Below are 17,514 nucleotides of genomic sequence, written 5' to 3'. Positions count from 1 at the left end.
GGCGCCGGGTTTTTCGGCCGATCCGACCCTTCCCGCGCCGGTCACGCCCGCACCCGAAAAGGCGGTCGCGGGGGCGCCAGCGGGCAGCGGTGACGGTCCGCCGGTCTGGGCCTGGCTGCTCGCCGGGCTCGCGGCCGCAGGCGCCGGTCTGTGGTACTGGCGGCGCCGTCCGCTGGTCGCGGGCGAACTGCCGGTCGATGTCGACGAGCCGATCGCGCCGCCCCAGCCGCGGCCGCAACCCCAGCCCAAACCGCAACCGCGCGCCGCCGAACCCGCCGCGCGCCCGGCGTCTCCGCCCGCGCCTGCCGTCCCCCGCGCTCCCGCCGCCGCGTCGCCGCTGGTGACGCGCCCTGTCGCCGAGCGCCGCGCGCGCGTGGCGATGGCGCTCGAGGTGCGCGGGATCCGCATGACCAGCGACCAGCTGATCGTCGCGCTGACGCTGAACCTCGTCAACGAAGGCGCGGTCGCGGCGACCGGGCTGATGGTCCGCGTCGCGCTAAACCAGGGGTCGGCGATGCCCGAACCCGTGCTCGCGCGCTTCTATGACGGCGCGGGCGGCAGCGTGCTGCGCGACGACATCCATCTTGCGGCGGGTGCGGGCGAGCAGATCGGCACCGAGGTCATGCTGCCGCGCGCGATGATCGAGCCGCTGATGATCGGCGGCAAGCCGATGCTGATTCCCGTCCTGGCGTTCGACGTCACCTATCACTGGGACGGCGAGGGCGACGCCTTTGGCCAGTGCGCGGGCAGCTTCGTCCTCGGCCGCGAGCAGGGCAGGAGCGGAAGCGAGCGGCTGGCGCCGCTGCCGCTCGATCGCCCGAACCTGATCGTCAACCGGCCGGGCGCGCGCACGACCGCGGTCCGCCGCGACCAATAAAGCGCCATGACGCCGCTTTTCTTGTTGCGGCGCACCATAAGCTGAGGCAGACCGCCAGCGTGCTTGAAAAAGGGCACGCCGGGGCATAGGCTTGCCGTCCCCCGGAGAGAAAAGAGCCGCAGCAGGATGGCCGGACAGGGACAGGAAAAAGGGTTCCGCCCGGCCGCAACAGGAGCATGACATGGACGCCTTGGTCTCAACCGACTGGCTGGAACGCGAACTGGGGGCATCGGACCTGCGGGTCGTCGATGCGACGAAATTCAGCGCCGACGCCGGCCGCGACGCGCGCGCCGAATATGAGACCGGGCATATTCCGGGCGCGGTGTTCATGGACCTCGCCGAACTGGTCGATGCCTCGTCGGCGATCGACAACATGGCCCCGCCGGCGGAAAAGTTCGCGAGCCGGATGCAGTCGCTGGGCCTTGGCGACGGCAGCCGCATCGTGATCTATGACGACAGCCCGCTGAAGAGCGCGGCGCGCGCCTGGTGGCTGCTCAAATTGTTCGGCGCGCACGACGTCGCGCTCCTCGACGGCGGCCTCGCCAAGTGGAAGGCCGAGGGACGCCCGCTCGAAATGGGCAAGCAGACGCTGCGTCACCGCCACTTCACCGTGTGGCGCGACGCGAAGGCGGTGCGCACCAAGGAGCAGATGCAGGCGAATGTCGAAAGCGGCGCCGAGCAGGTGCTCGACGCGCGCGACGCGAAGCGGTTCACCGGCGAGGAGCGCGACGCGCGCCCCGGCCTGGCGCCCGGCCATATCCCCGGTTCGAAGAACCTGCCCTTCGGCGAGCTGTTCAACGCCGACGGGACGTGGAAGCGCGGCGACGCGCTGAAAGCGGCGTTCGACGCGGCGGGGGTCGATCTCGACAAGCCGCTCGTCACCACCTGCGGCAGCGGGATGACTGCGGCCGTGATCGCCTTTGGCGCGCATCTGCTCGGCAAGGACGATGTCGCGGTCTATGACGGCAGCTGGCTCGAATGGGGATCGGATGCCGCGACGCCCAAGGCGACCGGCGCCGCCTGAGCGTAAAGCACGGCTTCGCGGCCGCGCGGCTTTTTCTTGCTTGTCCTGCCCCGGTGCGCAGCTTTAGGGTCGCGGCATCGGGGCGAGGCAACCTCCCGGTCAGGCATCCGCCCAAGCGTTGCTTTTTCGCCCGGCTTCGCCGGATGGAGAAGCATGACCTATGACCGACGTCCCCGACGCATCGCTCAAGATACCCGCTTTCGGTGAAGCCGTGCGCGCTTATGCGCGCATCGGCTGGTTGAGTTTCGGCGGCCCCGCGGGGCAGATCGCGCTGATGCACCGCGAGTTCGTCGACGAGCGGCGCTGGGTCGACGAATCAACCTTCCTCCACGCGCTCAACTTCTGCCATCTGCTTCCCGGTCCCGAGGCGCAGCAGCTTGCGACATGGATCGGCTGGCGCCTGCACGGCTTTCGCGGCGGGCTGGCGGCGGGGCTGCTGTTCGTCATCCCCGGCGCGCTGGTGATGCTCGGCCTGTCCTTGCTCTATGTGACCGCGGCGGGGCTCGGCTGGTTCGCGGCGCTGTTCGTCGGGATCAAGGCGGCGGTGCTGGCGATCGTCGTGCAGGCGCTGCTGCGGATCGCGGGGCGCGCGCTCCAGACGCCGCTGCTGCGCGGCATCGCCGTCGCCTCCTTCGTCGCGCTCGCGGCCTTTGCGGCGCCGTTCCCGCTGGTCGTGCTGTCGGCGCTGGTCGCCGGCTGGGCGGCGGCGCGCTGGCGGCCCGGATGGATGAAGCTGGCGCCCGCGAAAAATGGCGCGGCGCCGCCGCGCCGGTCGGCGTGGCGCGAATCGCTGACGGCGGCGCTGCTGTGGGGCGCGATCTGGGCGGCGCCGATGCTGCTGATCCTCGTCACATTGGGCCGCGATCATGTGCTGTGGGACATCGGCGCCTTTTTCTCGCAGCTCGCGGTCGTGACCTTCGGCGGCGCCTATGCGGTGCTCGCCTATATGGCGCAGGCGGCGGTGTCGGGGTTCGGCTGGCTGCGGCCGGGCGAGATGGCCGACGGGCTGGGGCTCGCCGAGACGACGCCGGGGCCGCTGATCCTGGTGACGCAGTTCGTCGGTTTCCTCGCCGCATGGCGCGACGCGGCGCCCTTCACGCCCTTCGTCGCGGCGCTGCTCGGCTCGCTGTTGACCCTGTGGGTCACCTTTGCGCCCTGTTTCCTCTGGATCTTCGCCTTCGCGCCGTGGATCGACCGGCTCGAACGCGCCGCGGGGCTGAAGGGCGCGCTCGCGGCGGTGACCGCGGCGGTCGTCGGGGTGATCGCCAACCTGTCCTTGTGGTTCGCGCTGCATGTGCTGTTCCGCCGACTGGAGCCGACGGCGGGTGGGCTCGACCTGCCGGTGCTGGCCAGCGTCGACTGGCCGGCCGTTCTGCTCGCGGGGCTCGCCTTTCTGTTGCTCTTCCGCTTCCGGCTCGGGATCATCCCGATGCTCGCGATCTGCGCAGCGGGCGGGCTCATCCTCGGGCTCGGCGGTCCGCTACTGGATTTTGCGTAGCGCTCCGCTAACAAGGCGGGGATGAGCAGTTCCGACGATGACGATCTCCGCCCCGCGACCCGGCTCGTGCAGGGCGGGCGGCGGCCCGAATGGACCGGCGATCCGCGCCTTGGCGGCAGCATCGTCAATCCGCCGGTGTGGCGCGCCTCGACGATCCTCTACGACACTGTCGCCGACCTGAAGGCGCGCGGCCATGCGACGCACGACAAGCTCTATTACGGTCGGCGCGGGACGCCGACGGTGTGGGCGCTCGCCGACGCGCTGACCGCGCTGGAGCCCGGCGCCGAAGGCACCTTGCTCTATCCGTCGGGGGTCGCCGCCAATTCGGCCGGGCTGCTCGCGCTGCTCTCGCCCGGCGATCATCTGTTGATGGTCGACAGCGCCTATGAGCCGACGCGGGCGTTCTGCAACGGGATGCTCGCGCGGATGGGGGTGCGGACGAGCTTCTACGATCCGCTGGTCGGGGCGGGCATCGCCGAATTGATCGAGCCCGAAACCAGGCTGATCTTCCTCGAATCGCCGGGCAGCCTGACCTTCGAGGTGCAGGATATTCCCGCGATCACGGCCATAGCGCGCGAGCGCGGCGTGCTGACGATGCTCGACAACACTTGGGCGACGCCGCTGCTGTTTCCGGCATTGGCGCATGGCGTCGACGTCACGATGATGAGCCTCACCAAATATGCCGGCGGGCACAGCGACGCGATGATGGGATCGCTGACCGCGACGAAAGCGGTATGGCCGCGGCTGCGGCAGGCGGCGTATCAGCTGGGGCAGGCGGTCTCGCCCGACGATTGCGCGCTGATGCTGCGCGGCCTCCGGACGCTCGACGTCCGCATGGCGCGGCATGGCGAAAACGGCCTCGCGGTCGCGAACTGGCTTGCGGGGCGGGCCGCGGTCGGGCGGGTGCTGCATCCGGCGCTGCCCGGCGACCGGGGGCATGCGCTGTGGACGCGCGACTTCAAGGGGACGAGCGGGCTGTTCGGCTTTACGCTGAAGGGCGCCGATGACGCCGCGCGGACGCGGTTCGTCGATGCGCTCGCCCATTTCGGCATCGGCTTCAGCTGGGGCGGCTATGAAAGCCTCGTCGTGCCCGCCGATCCGGCCGCCATCCGCACCGCGACCCGCTGGACCGACCCCGACCCGCTGGTCCGCCTGTCGATCGGGCTCGAGGATCCGGCCGACCTGATCGCCGACCTTGAACGCGGGCTCGCCGCGTTGTGAGCGTCGAGACCGGCCTTCGCGAAGGCTTTGCCCGCACCGTCACGCTGATGAAGGACATCGGGCTCGACGTCGGATCGTACCGGCTGTCGCTATATGGCCTGTTCTCGGCGATCGTCGTCGCGATCCTGCTGTGGATCGCGGTCAAGCTGACCATGCGCGCGCTCAAGTGGCTGCTGCGGCGGAACAGCCAGATCGACGAGGCGCAGCGGCTGCTTGCCGAAAAGCTGATCGCGATCGCGCTGTTCACGCTTGCCCTGCTGTTCGGCATCGACCTGCTCGGCATCGACCTCACCGCGCTCGCGGTCTTTTCGGGGGCGGCGGGGCTCGCGATCGGTTTCGGGCTGCAAAAGACCGTCGGCAACCTGATCGCGGGGATCATCCTGCTGATGGACCGGTCGATCAAGCCCGGCGACGTGATCGTCGTCGGCGACGGCAGCAGCATGGGCGGGACGACCGGGCCGGGAAATATCCCCAATGTCGGGCGCGTCGCGAAGATCGGGGTGCGCGCGGTCAATGTCGTGACGCGCGACGGCAAGAAGCATCTGATCCCGAACGAGCTGCTGATGACGCAGCCGGTCGAGAACTGGAGCTATTCGAGCCGCGACGTGCGCGTGCGGCTGCACATTCCGGTCGCCTATGAATGCGATCTGCGCGCGGCGCAGGCGATCATCATCGATGTCGCAAAGTCGAATCCGCGCATCCTGAACGAACCCGAACCCGCGGTGTGGATCACCGCCTTTGGCGAACGCGCGGTCGAACATGAATTGCGCTTCTGGATTTCGGACCCCGAATCGGGGCTCGGCAATATCCAGGGCGAGGTGTTCCTGGGCATCTGGGACCGTTTCAACGAGGCGGGAATCCGCATCCCCTATCCGCGGACCGAGGTGCGATTGGTCGAAAGGGACGCAGACGCTTGAAAGGCCATGTGTCCCCGCGAAGGCGGGGATCCATTTCCTGCCGGTTCAAAGCCGCGCCGACCGGAGATGGGCCCCTGCCTTCGCAGGGGCACGAAGCCTTAAAACCCCACCTTCTTCGCGCGCTCGATGCACTCGACGATGATCCGCTTGGCCTCGTCGACGTCGCCCCAGCCGTTGAGCTTGGCCCATTTGCCGGGTTCGAGATCCTTGTAGTGGATGAAGAAATGCTCGATCTGCTGAAGCACGATTTCGGGCATGTCCTGATAGCTCGCGACCTTGTCGTAATAGGGAAAGGTCTTGCTGACGGGCACGCAGAGCAGCTTTTCGTCGCCGCCGGCGTCGTCGACCATCTTGAGGACGCCGATCGGGCGGCACTTCACCACCGCGCCCGCAACGATCGGCGAGCGCGCGACGACGAGCGCGTCGAGCGGATCGCCGTCCTCGCCCAGCGTGTGCGGGATGAAGCCGTAATTGGCGGGATAGCGCATCGGGGTGTGGAGGAAGCGGTCGACGAACAGCGCGCCCGACGCCTTGTCGAACTCATATTTCACGGGTTCGCCGCCGATCGGCACTTCGATCAGCACGTTCAGGCTGTCGGGCGGGCTGTCACCCGCCGGGACGAGGTCGATACGCATGGGAGAAGTCCTTTTTTGTCGTTTTGCAGTCGCGCGCGCCTTTAGCGCCGGACGCGGGACAAAGTCGAGGCCGGAAAGCCCCTTTTCCTGAGAGAAAAGGTCAAAGCGCGCGTTTGGGAGCGAGCACGCGGTCGAACCAGTCGGGCCCGGCGCCGGTCTTTTCGAGGTGCGGCCAGCGCAGCCCGCCATGATAGTCGATGTCGACGCTGCGGTAGCGGCCGCCGCGTTCGACGAGCAGGCGGACGGGGGTCTTGCCGTCGGTGGCGGTGCGAATCGCGCTTTCCAGCCGGTCCTTGCTGTAGCTCATCCCGTCGACCGCGATGATCTTCGTACCGTTGACGATGTCGGCGCGGAACGCCGGGCCGTTCCACAATATGCCGCCCGCGACGCCGTCCTTGTCGATCGTCAGGCCCAGCGAGTGGGTGAGATCGTAATTTTTCGCGCTCTTCATCTTGTCGCGGTCATAGGCGTTGGGGACGTCGCGCCAGACGAGGCGGTATCCGGCGCGCTCGATCCCCGCGACCGGCGCGGGCTGGCCGGGAAGCTGCATCCGGTCGTGCAGGAATTTGGGCCAGTCATAGGGATAGACGGCGTTCAGCGTCTGCGCGACATCGTCGAAATCATAGGTGACCTCGCCCCAGTCGCCGCCCTTGCCGCCGAAAAAGGCCTTCGCGAAATCGTCGAGGCTTTTCGCGTCGTTCGTGCCCTGGCGGATGATCATGTCCGCCTCGAGCCACATCAGCGCGCCCTCGTTGTAATAATCCTCGGTCCGCGTCGCGCTGGGGAAGGCGCGCGCCTTGCGCGCCGCGATCACGGGGTCGAGCGTCGTATCCTCGACCGAGCGCCAGTCGCGCCCCGCCTGCACGCTGTAGTTGGCGGCGTTGGTCGCCCATTCGCCGAGGATCATCTCCTTCGACTGCATTCCCGAGCGGCCGGCGAGGACGAGATCCCAGAAGCTCGTCTGCCCCTCATAGACCCAGAGGAGATTGCCCTGCATCGGGGTGCGATAGTCGGGGGTCCACAGCTTGTCGGGGCGGCGGTATTTGCCGTTCCAGCTGTGGGTCAATTCGTGCGGGAGCAGCCCGCGCTCCGCATCGTTGCCGTCCCAGCCGGTGAAATAGTCGAGCCCCCGGCTGTTCTCGCTCGACCGGTGATGTTCGAGCCCGATGCTGCCGAGCTCGTCGGTGAGCGCGAGCAGGAATTCGTAGCGGTCGAAATGCTTCGTCCCGAACAGCGCGACCGCCTCGGCCACCATCGCCGCGTGGCGTGCGATATGGTCGGGCTTTGCGTCGAGATATTGCGGCTCGTCGGCGACGACGTTCAGCGTGACATTCTGGCCGAGATCCCATCTGCGGAAATATTTCCCCGCGAACATCGGGCTGTCGACCAGCGTCTCGTAGCTGGTCGGGGCATAGCTGTAGCGGTTGCCCGTCACCTTCAGCCCGTCGAGCGCCGCGGCGCCGGTCCAGCCCTCGGGCAGGGTGACGTCGAGCTGCACCGGAATGCCGCGCGTGAAATAGCCCGCGGGGTACAGGCTGACCTGTTCCCACTGCAGGTTCATCATCGCGGGGGTAACGACGACGCGGCCCTCGCTCGGGCGCGTCGGCGAGAGGAAGTCGAAGGCGATGTCGATGCTCTTCGCGCCCGCGGGCACGTCGATGTCGAAGGCATAGACGTCGGTCGGCTGGCGCGTCCAGGCGAGCGGCTTGCCGCCGGCGGTCGCCTTGAAGCCCGCGATCTCGGCGATCGCGCCGCGCGGCGCGTGCTTGCCGGGCAGCCATTGCGGATAGAGCAGGGTGACTTTGCCGCTCTTCGCGACCGGGATCGTCTGGCGGACGCGGAAGATGCCGCGCATCGAATCGCTGGCATCGACCCTGAGCAGCATCGTCCCCGGATAGGGCCGGTCGGTGGGCAGCGGGATGCTGTGCGGCTGGACGACGGGCTGTGGACGGCTGTTGCCGTCCTGCGCGAGCGCGGAAGGGGCGAGGGCGGCGGGGGTGACGGCGATCAGGGCGGACGCGACGAACAGGGTCTTTTTCATGGGCCAATCTCTGCCGCCAAACCGGCGCGGCGTCCAGCATCGGCTCTGCAAGCGCGCTTTGCCTTTCGACGAAAAAGCATTAGACGCGCGGCGCATGAGCAAGGACAAGCCCGCAAAGATCGCGACGCCGCAGCCGGTGCGCGGCACCCAGGACATGCTCGGCGAATTCGCCGACCGGTTCGCCCATGTCGTCGATACGTTCGACCGCGTGCGCCGCCTCTATGGTTTCAAGCGCGTCGAGGTGCCGGTGATCGAGCCGACCGCGGTGTTCGCGCGGTCATTGGGCGAGACGACCGACGTCGTGTCGAAGGAAATGTATTCGTTCGAGGATCGCGGCGGCGAATCGATCACCTTGCGGCCCGAATTCACCGCGGGGATCGCGCGCGCGTATATCACGGGCGGCTGGCAGCAGTTTGCGCCGCTGAAGGTCGCGACGCACGGCCCGCTGTTCCGCTACGAGCGCCCGCAGAAGGGCCGCTATCGCCAGTTCCACCAGCTCGACGCCGAGGTGATCGGCAGCGACAGTCCGCTCGCCGACGCCGAACTGCTGGTCTTTGCCGACCAGCTTCTGAAGGAGCTGGGGATCGCCGAGGGCGTGACCTTGACGCTCAACACGCTGGGCGACGCGGCAAGCCGCGACGCATGGCGGACGGCGCTGGTCGAGCATTTCATGGGCCATCGCGGCGATTTGTCGGAGGATAGCCTTGCGCGGCTCGACAAGAATCCGCTGCGCATCCTCGACAGCAAGGATCCGAAGGACCGCCCGATCGCCGACAGCGCGCCCGACATCGACGCGTTTCTGACGGGCGAGGCGCAGGATTTCTTCGGCGCGGTGACGGCCGGGCTCGACGCGGCGGGGGTCGCGTGGGAGCGCAACGCGCGGCTGGTGCGCGGGCTCGACTATTATCGCCACACCGCGTTCGAGTTCGTGACCGACCGGCTGGGCGCGCAAGGCACGGTGCTGGGCGGCGGGCGCTACGACGGGCTGATCGAGGCGCTCGGCGGCCCGCCGACCGCGGCGGTCGGCTGGGCGGCGGGGATCGAGCGGCTGGCGATGTTGGTGGACTTCGAGCCGCGTCCGGCCACCGATGTCGTGGTTGTGCCCATGGGGGCCGCAGCCGAACAGCGCGCCGTCGCGTTGCTGGCCGATTTGCGCCAATGGGGTCTCGCGGCCGACATGGGCTATTCGGGTAACATGAAGAAGCGGATGACCAGGGCGAACGCTGTTGGCGCCGCATTCGCGATTATTCTTGGCGACGACGAGCTTGCGCAGGGCGTCGCCGCAATAAAGAATCTGATAGACGGCAATCAGGACAATGTTCCGTTCGACGCTATCAGCGATCATCTCACGGACGGCTTGTCGCGCCTTGGACGTGGGCCGCTCGGCGGGTGGACGCTGTTTGCGCCGTATAAGGGCGAATGAGCTTATGTTTGACGTCGCGTGCCTGGCTAACGTTCAGGCCGGATTCCCGCGTTCGGGAATTACCGCATCGGCGGTCGGGGATCCCGGATCAAGTCCGGGATGACGAAGATTGAGATGATAGTGAACAGATGAGTGAAATGACGCACCGATCCGGCGATCCTATTAGGCCCCTCCCCTTCAGGGGAGGGGTTGGGGTGGGGCCCATCGGGCTTGTGCCAGGCCGATGGGCCCCACCCGCTGCAACTAGGCAGCAAGCTGCCAAGTTTCGCTGCCCTCCCCTGAAGGGGAGGGCGTGTTTGGCATGACCTCCGTTTCCGAAAAGCAGATCGACGCCATCATCGAACGTCATGCCGCGCTGCAGGCGCGGATGGCGACGGGGGATATGGCGCCCGCCGACTTCGTCGCGGCGTCGAAGGAGTTTGCCGAGCTCGAACCCGTTGCCGAAGCCGCGCGCGAGGTGGTGAGGCTGCGCGGCGAGCTCGTCGCGCTCGGGGACATGCTCGCCGATCCCGAGATGAAGGCGATGGCGGCCGAGGAAATGGCGGCGGTCGAGGCGGCGTTGCCCGCCGCCGAACATGATCTGGCGATCAGGCTGCTGCCCAAGGACGTCGCCGACGCGCGCGCCGCGATGCTCGAAATCCGCGCCGGCACCGGCGGCGACGAGGCGGCGCTGTTCGCGGGCGATCTGCTCCGCATGTACAGCCGCTATGCCGATACGCAGGGGTGGAAGGTCGAAATCATCTCGGCGAACGAGGCCGAGGTCGGCGGCTACAAGGAAGTCGTCGCGTCGGTCGCCGGGCAGGGCGTGTTCGCGAAGCTCAAGTTCGAAAGCGGCGTTCACCGCGTCCAGCGCGTCCCGGTGACCGAGAGCGGCGGGCGCATCCACACCAGCGCCGCGACCGTCGCGGTGCTGCCCGAGGCCGAGGAGGTCGACGTCGCGATCAACGACAATGACCTGAAGATCGATATCTACCGCGCATCGGGTGCGGGCGGCCAGCATGTCAACACGACCGATTCGGCGATCCGCATCACGCATATCCCGACCGGGCTCGTCGTGATCCAGCAGGACCAGCGCAGCCAGCACAAGAACCGCGCCAAGGCGATGCAGGTGCTGCGCGCGCGGCTCTATGACCTCGAGCGCGAGAAGATCCACAGCGCCGAGGCGTCGGCGCGCAAGTCGATGGTCGGGTCGGGCGACCGCTCCGAACGCATCCGCACCTATAATTTCCCGCAGGGGCGCGTGACCGACCACCGCATCAACCTGACGCTCCACCGCCTGCCCGAGATACTCGAAGGGCAGATGGACGAGCTGATCGACGCGCTGATCGCCGAGGATCAGGCGCAGCGACTGGCGGGGCTGGGTGAGTGACGCGATCGGCCGATCTCATCACGGCGATCGTTTCTTATCTGGGTTTCAGCCGCGCCGCCGAGCCGCAGACCGACTGGCGGGCGGTGGTCGACGCGATCGGGCTCGACCGCGCCGAGGCGGTCGAATGGGCTATGCTCGATGTCCTTCAAGACCTGCGCGAGAGCAAACCCGACTGGCGGATGCATTCGCTTTGGGCGGGGAGCGAGTGGGCGGTGCGCGAATTGAGAAAGCGTCACCCCGAACTGGGCGATGCCGCAGCCAAGGCGCTGACCTGGGCGCTGGTCTGCGAGCATAAGGGGAGCGTTGGCGCCGCACTATCGTCCGCCGCCCGGCGTCTGGCGGATATATCCGATACGCCGCGGCTCGATGCCGAACTGTTGATGGCGCACGCGCTGGGCGTCGAGCGCGGCGCGCTGTTGCTCGATCCGGCGCGGTTCGGCGCGCCGGACGATTTCGGCGGACTGGTCGAGCGGCGAATGGCGCACGAACCCATCGCCTATATCGTCGGCTATCGCGATTTCTGGACGATCCGGCTGGCGGTCGGTCCCGGTGTCCTCATCCCGCGTCCCGACAGCGAGACGCTGATCGAGGCAGCGGTGCAATATTTCGGCGCCGCGGGTCCGAAGCGGATCCTCGATCTCGGGACGGGGCCGGGGACATTATTGCTCGCCGCGCTCGCCGAATGGCCTGCGGCGACGGGGCTCGGCATCGATGCGGGCGAGGCGGCGTTGTCCTTTGCGCGCGCGAATGCCGATGCACTCAATCTGGCCGATCGCGCCGCGTTCCGAACGGGCGACTGGGCCGATGGCGTCGAAGGCGCGTTCGACCTCATCCTGTGCAACCCGCCCTATATTGCCGACAGCGAGGAACTGATGCCCGACGTCGCCGACCATGAGCCATCCGGCGCGCTGTTCGCGGGCGCCGACGGGCTGGGGGATTATCGCCGGATTGTTCCGGATTTACCGAGGCTTCTGGCGCCCGACGGTCTCGCAGTCCTTGAAATCGGCCATACGCAGCGCATATCGGTATCCGGGCTCGCCGAGGCAGCGGGGTTCGCCGTCGCCTGCAAACAGGATCTGGGCGGCCGCGACAGGGCGCTTTTGCTGACCCGCCCCTGACGCCCCCGCACAAGAATTTGCTTGGTTTCCGCCGCAAAGCGCTGTAGGGGCGGGCTCACAGGCACGGGTTAGGTACCTTGATTGGTCCGATCGGTCTGCTTCCCACTTACGATGCTGGTGCGGGCCATGGGGTCCGGCGCAAGCGGTAAAGGGAACCGCGCGATGGGCGCGGGCACGACGCGCAAGAGCGCAGTCGGCCAAAATGGGGTTGGCGCAGCTTATTAGCTTATCAGGATGTCTCAGTTGAACATGAACAACCGGCAGAGCGGTCGCCGTCGCGGCCGCAACAACAACGGCAACAACAACAATCGCTCGCAGTCCGGTGGTGGACGCGGCGGGGTAGATCAGGCCAACCGCATCGACAGCCGGGCGCGCGGCAACGCCGCCCAGATGATCGAGAAATATCGCAACCTCGCGCGCGATGCGCAGTTGTCGGGCGACCGGGTCCAGACCGAATATTATCTCCAGTTCGCCGACCATTATTTCCGCGTGCTGAGCGATTTCCGCGCCCGCCAGGAAGAAAAGGCGGCGGCAAGCGGCCAGGAACGCAGCTATGACCGCCACCGCGACATTCGCGGTGTCGAGGATTTCGACGGCCATGATGACGCGAGCTTCGAGCCCGAATCGGAAGGCGAGGAGACTGGCAGCCGTGAAGGCGCCGGCCGCGACAATGAGGGTCGTGACAGCGGCGCACGTGAGGACGGCCGCGGCAATCGCCAGCAGGGCCGCGGCAACCGCCGCGACCGCGGCGACGATCGCGGCAACCGCGCCGATCCCGAAGCCGAAGGCGGCGACGAGCCCGCAGCCGTCGAGGCAGCCGAGGACGCGGCGCCCGCGCCGCGCGGCAATCGTCGCGGCCCGCGCCGCAATCGCGCGACCGAAGGCGACGATGCCGGCGCCGGTATCGATTCGGCGGTGCTGCCGCCCGCGATCGGCCGTCCCGAGCGCGACGCCGGCGAAGAGGCCGCCGAGGCGCCCGCGCCCAAGCCGCGCCGCACCCGCCGCACGCTGGCCGCGCGCGATACGGGTGTCGAAGCGGCCGAATAAGCTCGCGATTTCGCACTGGTTTTTACGGTTGGACTGACATAGCCTCCCCCGGACAGCGGTTCGGGGGAGGTTTTGATGCGTGCTTTGACTGCGATCGGTCTGGCCCTGATCGCTGGCGCGGTCCCGGCGGCCGCACAGGATCCTGCCGCGGGAAATGCGCAGGGCCAGCTTTCGGTCACCATCTATAATGGCGGGCAGGCGCTGGTGCAGGATATCCGCCGGATCGCCTTTCCGACGGGGCGCTCGCGGCAGGAATTTCCCGATGTGTCGGCGCAGATCCGGCCGCAGACGGTGTCCTTCGCCGCCGACGGCACCGCGATCGTCGAACAGAATTTCGATTACGACCTGCTGTCGCCCAACGCGCTGATGCAGAAGGCGGTCGGCGAGACGGTGACCCTGCTCCGCATCAACCCCGCGACCGGGGTCGAGACGCGCGAGCGCGCGAAGGTGCTCGCGGTCAATGGCGGCGTCGTGCTGCAGATCGGGCCGCGCATCGAGATATTGCGCGACGACGGGCTGCCCGTTCGCGTCATCTTCGACAAGATTCCGCCGAACCTGCGCGCCAAGCCGACGCTGTCGATCACGGTCGACAGCAAGGGGGCGGCGACGCGGGCCGCGACGCTCTCCTACCTGACCGGCGGGCTCGGCTGGTCGGCCGACTATGTCTCGCTCTACGATGAAAAGGCGGGGACGATCGACGTGCAGGGGTGGGTGACGCTGACCAACAACACCGGCACGACCTTCGACAATGCGCGCACCCTGCTGGTCGCGGGGACGCCGTCGGCGCGCGGGCTGTCGGGCTATGGATCGAGCTACCGCTCGTACCGCCCGGCGCCGCAGCAGGGCGAATTGCGCCGGGCGGGCACCGAGACCGCGCCGCGCGAGCAGCTTGGCGACTATTATCTCTATCCGCTGGCCGAACGCACGACGATCGCCAACGCGCAGACCAAGCAGGTGAGCTTCCTCGACGTCGCCAGGGTGCCGGCGCAGAAAATCTATGAATTCACGCTGGGCGGCTTCGACAATATGACCGACCCCCGGAGCGCGGCGAGCGTGATCAAGTTCAGTTCGAGCGCGCAGGGCGGGCTCGGCGACGCGCTCCCCGCGGGGACGGTGCGCTTCTATCAGCGCGACCTGCGCGGCGATCCGCAGTTCATCGGCGAAAGCCGGATCGACCATACCCCGATGGGCAGCGAGCTGGGGCTCAAGACCGGCGACGCGTTCGACGTGAAGGTGAAGGCGACCGTGGTGTCGCGCGAGCGCGTGTCGGACCGCGTCTGGCGCACATCGATGTCCTATCTGGTTACCAACGCGCGGTCGCAGCCGGTGACGCTCGACCTCATGCAGCGCGGGCTCGACTGGTATTGGGACGAGACGCGCATCCTGAAGGAAAGCCGGAAGAGCGACCGGCTCGATGCGGACGGCACCAGATGGCGGGTCGAGGTGCCCGCCAATGGCGAGGTCACGGTCACCGCCACCTTCGAAACGCGCTACTGATCGCGGCCGCCGCGATGCGCCGCCTGCTTCCCCTGCTGCTGATGCTCGCCGCATCGCCCGCGGCGGCGCAGCCGGTCGTGACCTCGACCGCGCCCGATTCGGTTTCGGTCAGCGCCTTTCGCGATCCCGACCGCGCCGAGGGCGGCGAAATCGATCCCGACTGGCTGCAGGGCTTTGCGCTGATCTCCGAGCAGCGGACGATCGACCTGCCCGCGGGCGAATCGCTGCTGCGTTTCGAGGGCGTTGCCGAGGGGATGGTCGCGGTGTCGGCGATCGTCACCGGCCTGCCCGGCGGCGTCGTCCAGAAGAATCGCGACGCGGCGCTGCTCTCGCCCGCGAGCCTGCTCGACGGATCGCTCGGCAACCGCGTCCACCTGCGCCGCACCGACCGCGCGACGGGCAAGGTGACCGAGGAGGATGCGATCATCCGGTCGGGGCCGCAGGGCGCGGTGGTGTTGCAGACGGCGGCGGGGTACGAATCGCTGCGCTGCACCGGGCTTCCCGAAACGCTGGTCTATGACGGTGTGCCCGCGGGGCTGACCGCGAAGCCGACGCTGTCGGTGACGACGCGCAGCCCCGACGCGCGGCGGGTGACGGTGACCTTGACCTATCTGGCGACGGGCTTCGACTGGGCGAGCAATTATGTCGCGCGCGTCGCGCCCGACGGAAAGACGCTGAACCTGTTCGCCTGGCTGACGGTCGCGAACAGCAATGGCGAGAGCTTTGCCGATGCCAATCTGTCGGCGCTCGCGGGGACGCTGAACATCGAAACGCCGTTCGAGGATCTGGCCGAGCCGCCGCCGCAGCCCCGTCTTGACCTGTCGTGTTTCCCGACCGGCAGCGGCCGGAACGGCATTCAGCCGCCCCCGCCGCCGCCCCCGCCCCCGGCGCCGATGGCCGGCGGCTATGCGGATGAGGAGTCGATCGTCGTCACCGCGCAGCGCCGGCAGGAAAAGCTGATGGACGTGCCGATCGCGGTCACGGCGATCGCCGAGCTCGAGGATCTGGGCGACCTCAAGCTCTATCGCGTGCCGATGCCGGTGACGGTCGCCGCGAACGGGCAGAAGCAGGTCGCGCTGCTGGTCAAGGACAAGGTGCCCTTCCAGACCATCTATCGGCTGCGCGATTGCCCGCGCTGCGAACCCACGGAGCAGCAGACCGAAATCGTCCTGCGGATGGAGAACAAGGAATCGGGCAAGCTGGGCGTGCCGCTGCCGAGCGGGCAGGTCGTGGTGTTCGAACGCGCGATGGGCCGCGAATTGCTGGCGGGCGAGGGGATGATGCGCGACCATGCGGTCGGCGAGACCGTCAACCTTGTCATCGGCGAAAGCAGCCAGGTGCTGGTCACCGCCGACAATTATTACGCGCCGGGGAAGGGCGCCGACGACTATCGCCTGACCGCGACCAACGCGAACCCGTTCGCGGTGCGGATCGAATTCGGGTTCGACGTCGATGACATGAAAGGGCTCGATTCGCGAATCCGCAAATTGCCGCGCAAGGACGGGCTGCCGACGTGGATCGTCGATGTGCCGGCCAATTCGGCGCGCAGCTTCGACTATCGCGCCCGCGCAGAAGATTAGGCGTAGCGACGATCAGGCGGTCGGCAGCGGACGCGGGCGGTGATTCTCGTCGAGCGCGACGAAGGTGAACACGCCCTCGGTCACGCGCTCCTCGGTCCGGCCGCCGTCGCGCGTCGCGACGACTTCGAGCCGGATCGCCATCGAGGTGCGGCCGCGCCGTTCGAGATGCGCATAGACCGAGATGATGTCGCGCAACAGGATCGGCGCGATGAACTCCATCGTCTCGATCGCGACCGTCGCGACCGGGCCGCAGGCGATTCGCCCGGCGACGATGCCGCCCGCGATATCCATCTGGCTGAGCACCCAGCCGCCGAAGATATGCCCGTTGGCGTTGATGTCGGCGGGGCGCGGGACGACGCGCAGGATCGGGTCGCGCGGGCAGTCGGCTGCGGCCTTATCGGTCATGGTTCAAATCCGGGTCGTTTTCGAAAGGATCCTCGATCGCCTCGTCATGGCCGCTGCCGCTCGACAGGAAGACGAGCCCCATCAGCGCGGCGCCGAGCATGACCGACAGGCCGACGCCCGCCGCGGTGGCGATCATCATGTGGATGGTGAGCTGATCGCCCATCGTGAAGCGCAGCCAGCCCAGCGCGAGGACGACCGCGCCGAACGACACGATCGCCATGCCTTTCATCAGCCGGCGATAGCGCGCCCAGGCGATGTCCGACGTGTCGCGATCGTCGAGCGGGGAGGGTTTGACCATGCGCGCCTCCATGAACCAAGCGGCGCGCGACGCCAAGCGGTAACGGGCGCGGGCTTCGGCTTTGCCGCGAATCATGTTAGGTTCGGCCCCGCAACGGACAAGCAGGAAGGGAGCGGCACCTATGACGATCGGAGCGATTCTCCACGGGCGCACGAGCGCGGTGATTTCGGCGCGGCCCGACGATACGGTGCGCGCGGTGATCGATCTGCTCGCGCAGCACCGCATCGGCGCGGTGCCGGTGGTCGAGGGCGAATCGATTGTCGGCATCTTTTCGGAACGCGACCTCGTCCGGCTGATGTCCTCCTATGGCCCCGAGGCGCTCGACCGCCGGCTCGACGAGGTGATGACCAAGTCGCCGGTGACCTGCGATTCGCGCATGGCGGTGATCGCCGCGCTCTCGCAGATGACGCAGAAGCGTATCCGCCACCTGCCGGTCGTCGACGACGGCGTGCTGGTCGGATTCATATCGATCGGCGATCTGGTGAAGTATCGGATCGACCATATCGAGGCCGAGGCCGCGGCGATGCGCGACTATATCGCGTCCTGACCGGGCGTAGCCGTCAG

General features: G+C 67.8%; 16 protein-coding genes and 1 pseudogene (1 of these 17 only partly in view). 12 read left to right on the top strand and 5 right to left on the bottom strand.

The window, feature by feature from the left end:
- The 5 genes and pseudogenes from J1N50_RS11895 to J1N50_RS11875 all read left to right on the top strand — a co-directional run.
- A pseudogene (locus tag J1N50_RS11895) lies at positions 1–877 on the top strand (hypothetical protein); the annotation flags it as partial.
- A 181-nt stretch (positions 878–1,058) separates the two neighbouring features.
- Positions 1,059–1,901 carry a 3-mercaptopyruvate sulfurtransferase gene (gene sseA, locus J1N50_RS11890; RefSeq protein WP_215353679.1) on the top strand — a complete coding sequence of 281 codons (843 nt, stop codon included), beginning with the start codon at positions 1,059–1,061 and terminating at the stop codon, positions 1,899–1,901.
- Positions 1,902–2,061: 160 nt separating this feature from the next.
- Positions 2,062–3,399 (top strand): chromate efflux transporter, encoded by a 1,338-nt coding sequence (gene chrA, locus J1N50_RS11885; protein WP_215353677.1) that lies wholly within the window; start codon positions 2,062–2,064, stop codon positions 3,397–3,399.
- A gap of 21 nt (positions 3,400–3,420) precedes the next feature.
- Positions 3,421–4,620 carry a cystathionine beta-lyase gene (gene metC, locus J1N50_RS11880; protein WP_215353675.1) on the top strand — a complete coding sequence of 400 codons (1,200 nt, stop codon included), beginning with the start codon at positions 3,421–3,423 and terminating at the stop codon, positions 4,618–4,620.
- Positions 4,617–5,537: a mechanosensitive ion channel family protein gene (locus J1N50_RS11875; protein ID WP_343227872.1), complete on the top strand. Its 921-nt coding sequence runs from the start codon at positions 4,617–4,619 to the stop codon at positions 5,535–5,537. The genes metC and J1N50_RS11875 overlap by 4 nt, the downstream gene beginning before the upstream one ends.
- 98 nt (positions 5,538–5,635) lie before the next feature.
- On the opposite strand, the gene ppa is transcribed toward J1N50_RS11875, so the two are convergent.
- Positions 5,636–6,172 (bottom strand): inorganic diphosphatase, encoded by a 537-nt coding sequence (gene ppa, locus J1N50_RS11870; protein WP_215353673.1) that lies wholly within the window; start codon positions 6,170–6,172, stop codon positions 5,636–5,638.
- 100 nt (positions 6,173–6,272) lie between these two features.
- Positions 6,273–8,213 (bottom strand): M61 family metallopeptidase, encoded by a 1,941-nt coding sequence (locus tag J1N50_RS11865; RefSeq protein WP_215353671.1) that lies wholly within the window; start codon positions 8,211–8,213, stop codon positions 6,273–6,275.
- Between the two features lie 94 nt (positions 8,214–8,307).
- On the opposite strand from J1N50_RS11865, the gene hisS reads away from it, so the two are divergent.
- The 6 genes from hisS (at position 8,308) to J1N50_RS11835 (ending at position 16,247) form a co-directional block, all read left to right on the top strand.
- Positions 8,308–9,636 (top strand): histidine--tRNA ligase, encoded by a 1,329-nt coding sequence (hisS, locus tag J1N50_RS11860; RefSeq protein ID WP_215353668.1) that lies wholly within the window; start codon positions 8,308–8,310, stop codon positions 9,634–9,636.
- A gap of 301 nt (positions 9,637–9,937) precedes the next feature.
- Positions 9,938–11,005: a peptide chain release factor 1 gene (gene prfA, locus J1N50_RS11855; RefSeq protein ID WP_215353666.1), complete on the top strand. Its 1,068-nt coding sequence runs from the start codon at positions 9,938–9,940 to the stop codon at positions 11,003–11,005.
- 278 nt (positions 11,006–11,283) lie between these two features.
- On the top strand, positions 11,284–12,123 hold the full coding sequence (gene prmC / locus J1N50_RS11850) for a peptide chain release factor N(5)-glutamine methyltransferase (protein ID WP_246553422.1): 840 nt from the start codon (positions 11,284–11,286) through the stop codon (positions 12,121–12,123).
- A gap of 234 nt (positions 12,124–12,357) precedes the next feature.
- Positions 12,358–13,170, top strand: coding sequence for a DUF4167 domain-containing protein (locus tag J1N50_RS11845; RefSeq protein WP_246553420.1), 813 nt, complete (start codon positions 12,358–12,360; stop codon positions 13,168–13,170).
- 75 nt (positions 13,171–13,245) lie between these two features.
- A complete protein-coding gene (locus J1N50_RS11840) occupies positions 13,246–14,667 on the top strand; it encodes a DUF4139 domain-containing protein (RefSeq protein WP_215353664.1) in 1,422 nt (473 codons plus the stop codon).
- Positions 14,668–14,681: 14 nt separating this feature from the next.
- A complete protein-coding gene (locus J1N50_RS11835; protein ID WP_215353662.1) occupies positions 14,682–16,247 on the top strand; it encodes a DUF4139 domain-containing protein in 1,566 nt (521 codons plus the stop codon).
- 12 nt (positions 16,248–16,259) lie between these two features.
- Here the strand turns inward: J1N50_RS11835 and J1N50_RS11830 are convergent, their stop codons facing one another.
- Positions 16,260–16,652: an acyl-CoA thioesterase gene (locus J1N50_RS11830; protein WP_215353660.1), complete on the bottom strand. Its 393-nt coding sequence runs from the start codon at positions 16,650–16,652 to the stop codon at positions 16,260–16,262.
- Positions 16,642–16,950 carry a hypothetical protein gene (locus tag J1N50_RS11825; RefSeq protein WP_215353657.1) on the bottom strand — a complete coding sequence of 103 codons (309 nt, stop codon included), beginning with the start codon at positions 16,948–16,950 and terminating at the stop codon, positions 16,642–16,644. The genes J1N50_RS11830 and J1N50_RS11825 overlap by 11 nt, the downstream gene beginning before the upstream one ends.
- A 121-nt stretch (positions 16,951–17,071) precedes the next feature.
- Here J1N50_RS11825 and J1N50_RS11820 point away from each other — a divergent pair, with 121 nt between their 5' ends.
- A complete protein-coding gene (locus J1N50_RS11820) occupies positions 17,072–17,497 on the top strand; it encodes a CBS domain-containing protein (protein ID WP_215353655.1) in 426 nt (141 codons plus the stop codon).
- On the opposite strand, the gene J1N50_RS11815 is transcribed toward J1N50_RS11820, so the two are convergent.
- On the bottom strand, positions 17,482–17,514 hold the 3' portion of the coding sequence (locus J1N50_RS11815) for a lipopolysaccharide biosynthesis protein (RefSeq protein ID WP_215353653.1). It continues 1,512 nt past the right edge of the window; 33 of the gene's 1,545 nt are visible here — the last part of the coding sequence; the start codon falls outside the window, past its right edge; the stop codon is at positions 17,482–17,484. The two genes, J1N50_RS11820 and J1N50_RS11815, sit on opposite strands and share 16 nt — an antisense overlap.

This window comes from Sphingopyxis soli (assembly GCF_018682675.1).
Taxonomy (GTDB): Bacteria; Pseudomonadota; Alphaproteobacteria; order Sphingomonadales; family Sphingomonadaceae; genus Sphingopyxis; species Sphingopyxis soli.
The sequence above is the reverse complement of the archived record's forward strand: the minus strand, read 5'-3'. Positions and strand labels throughout refer to the sequence as shown.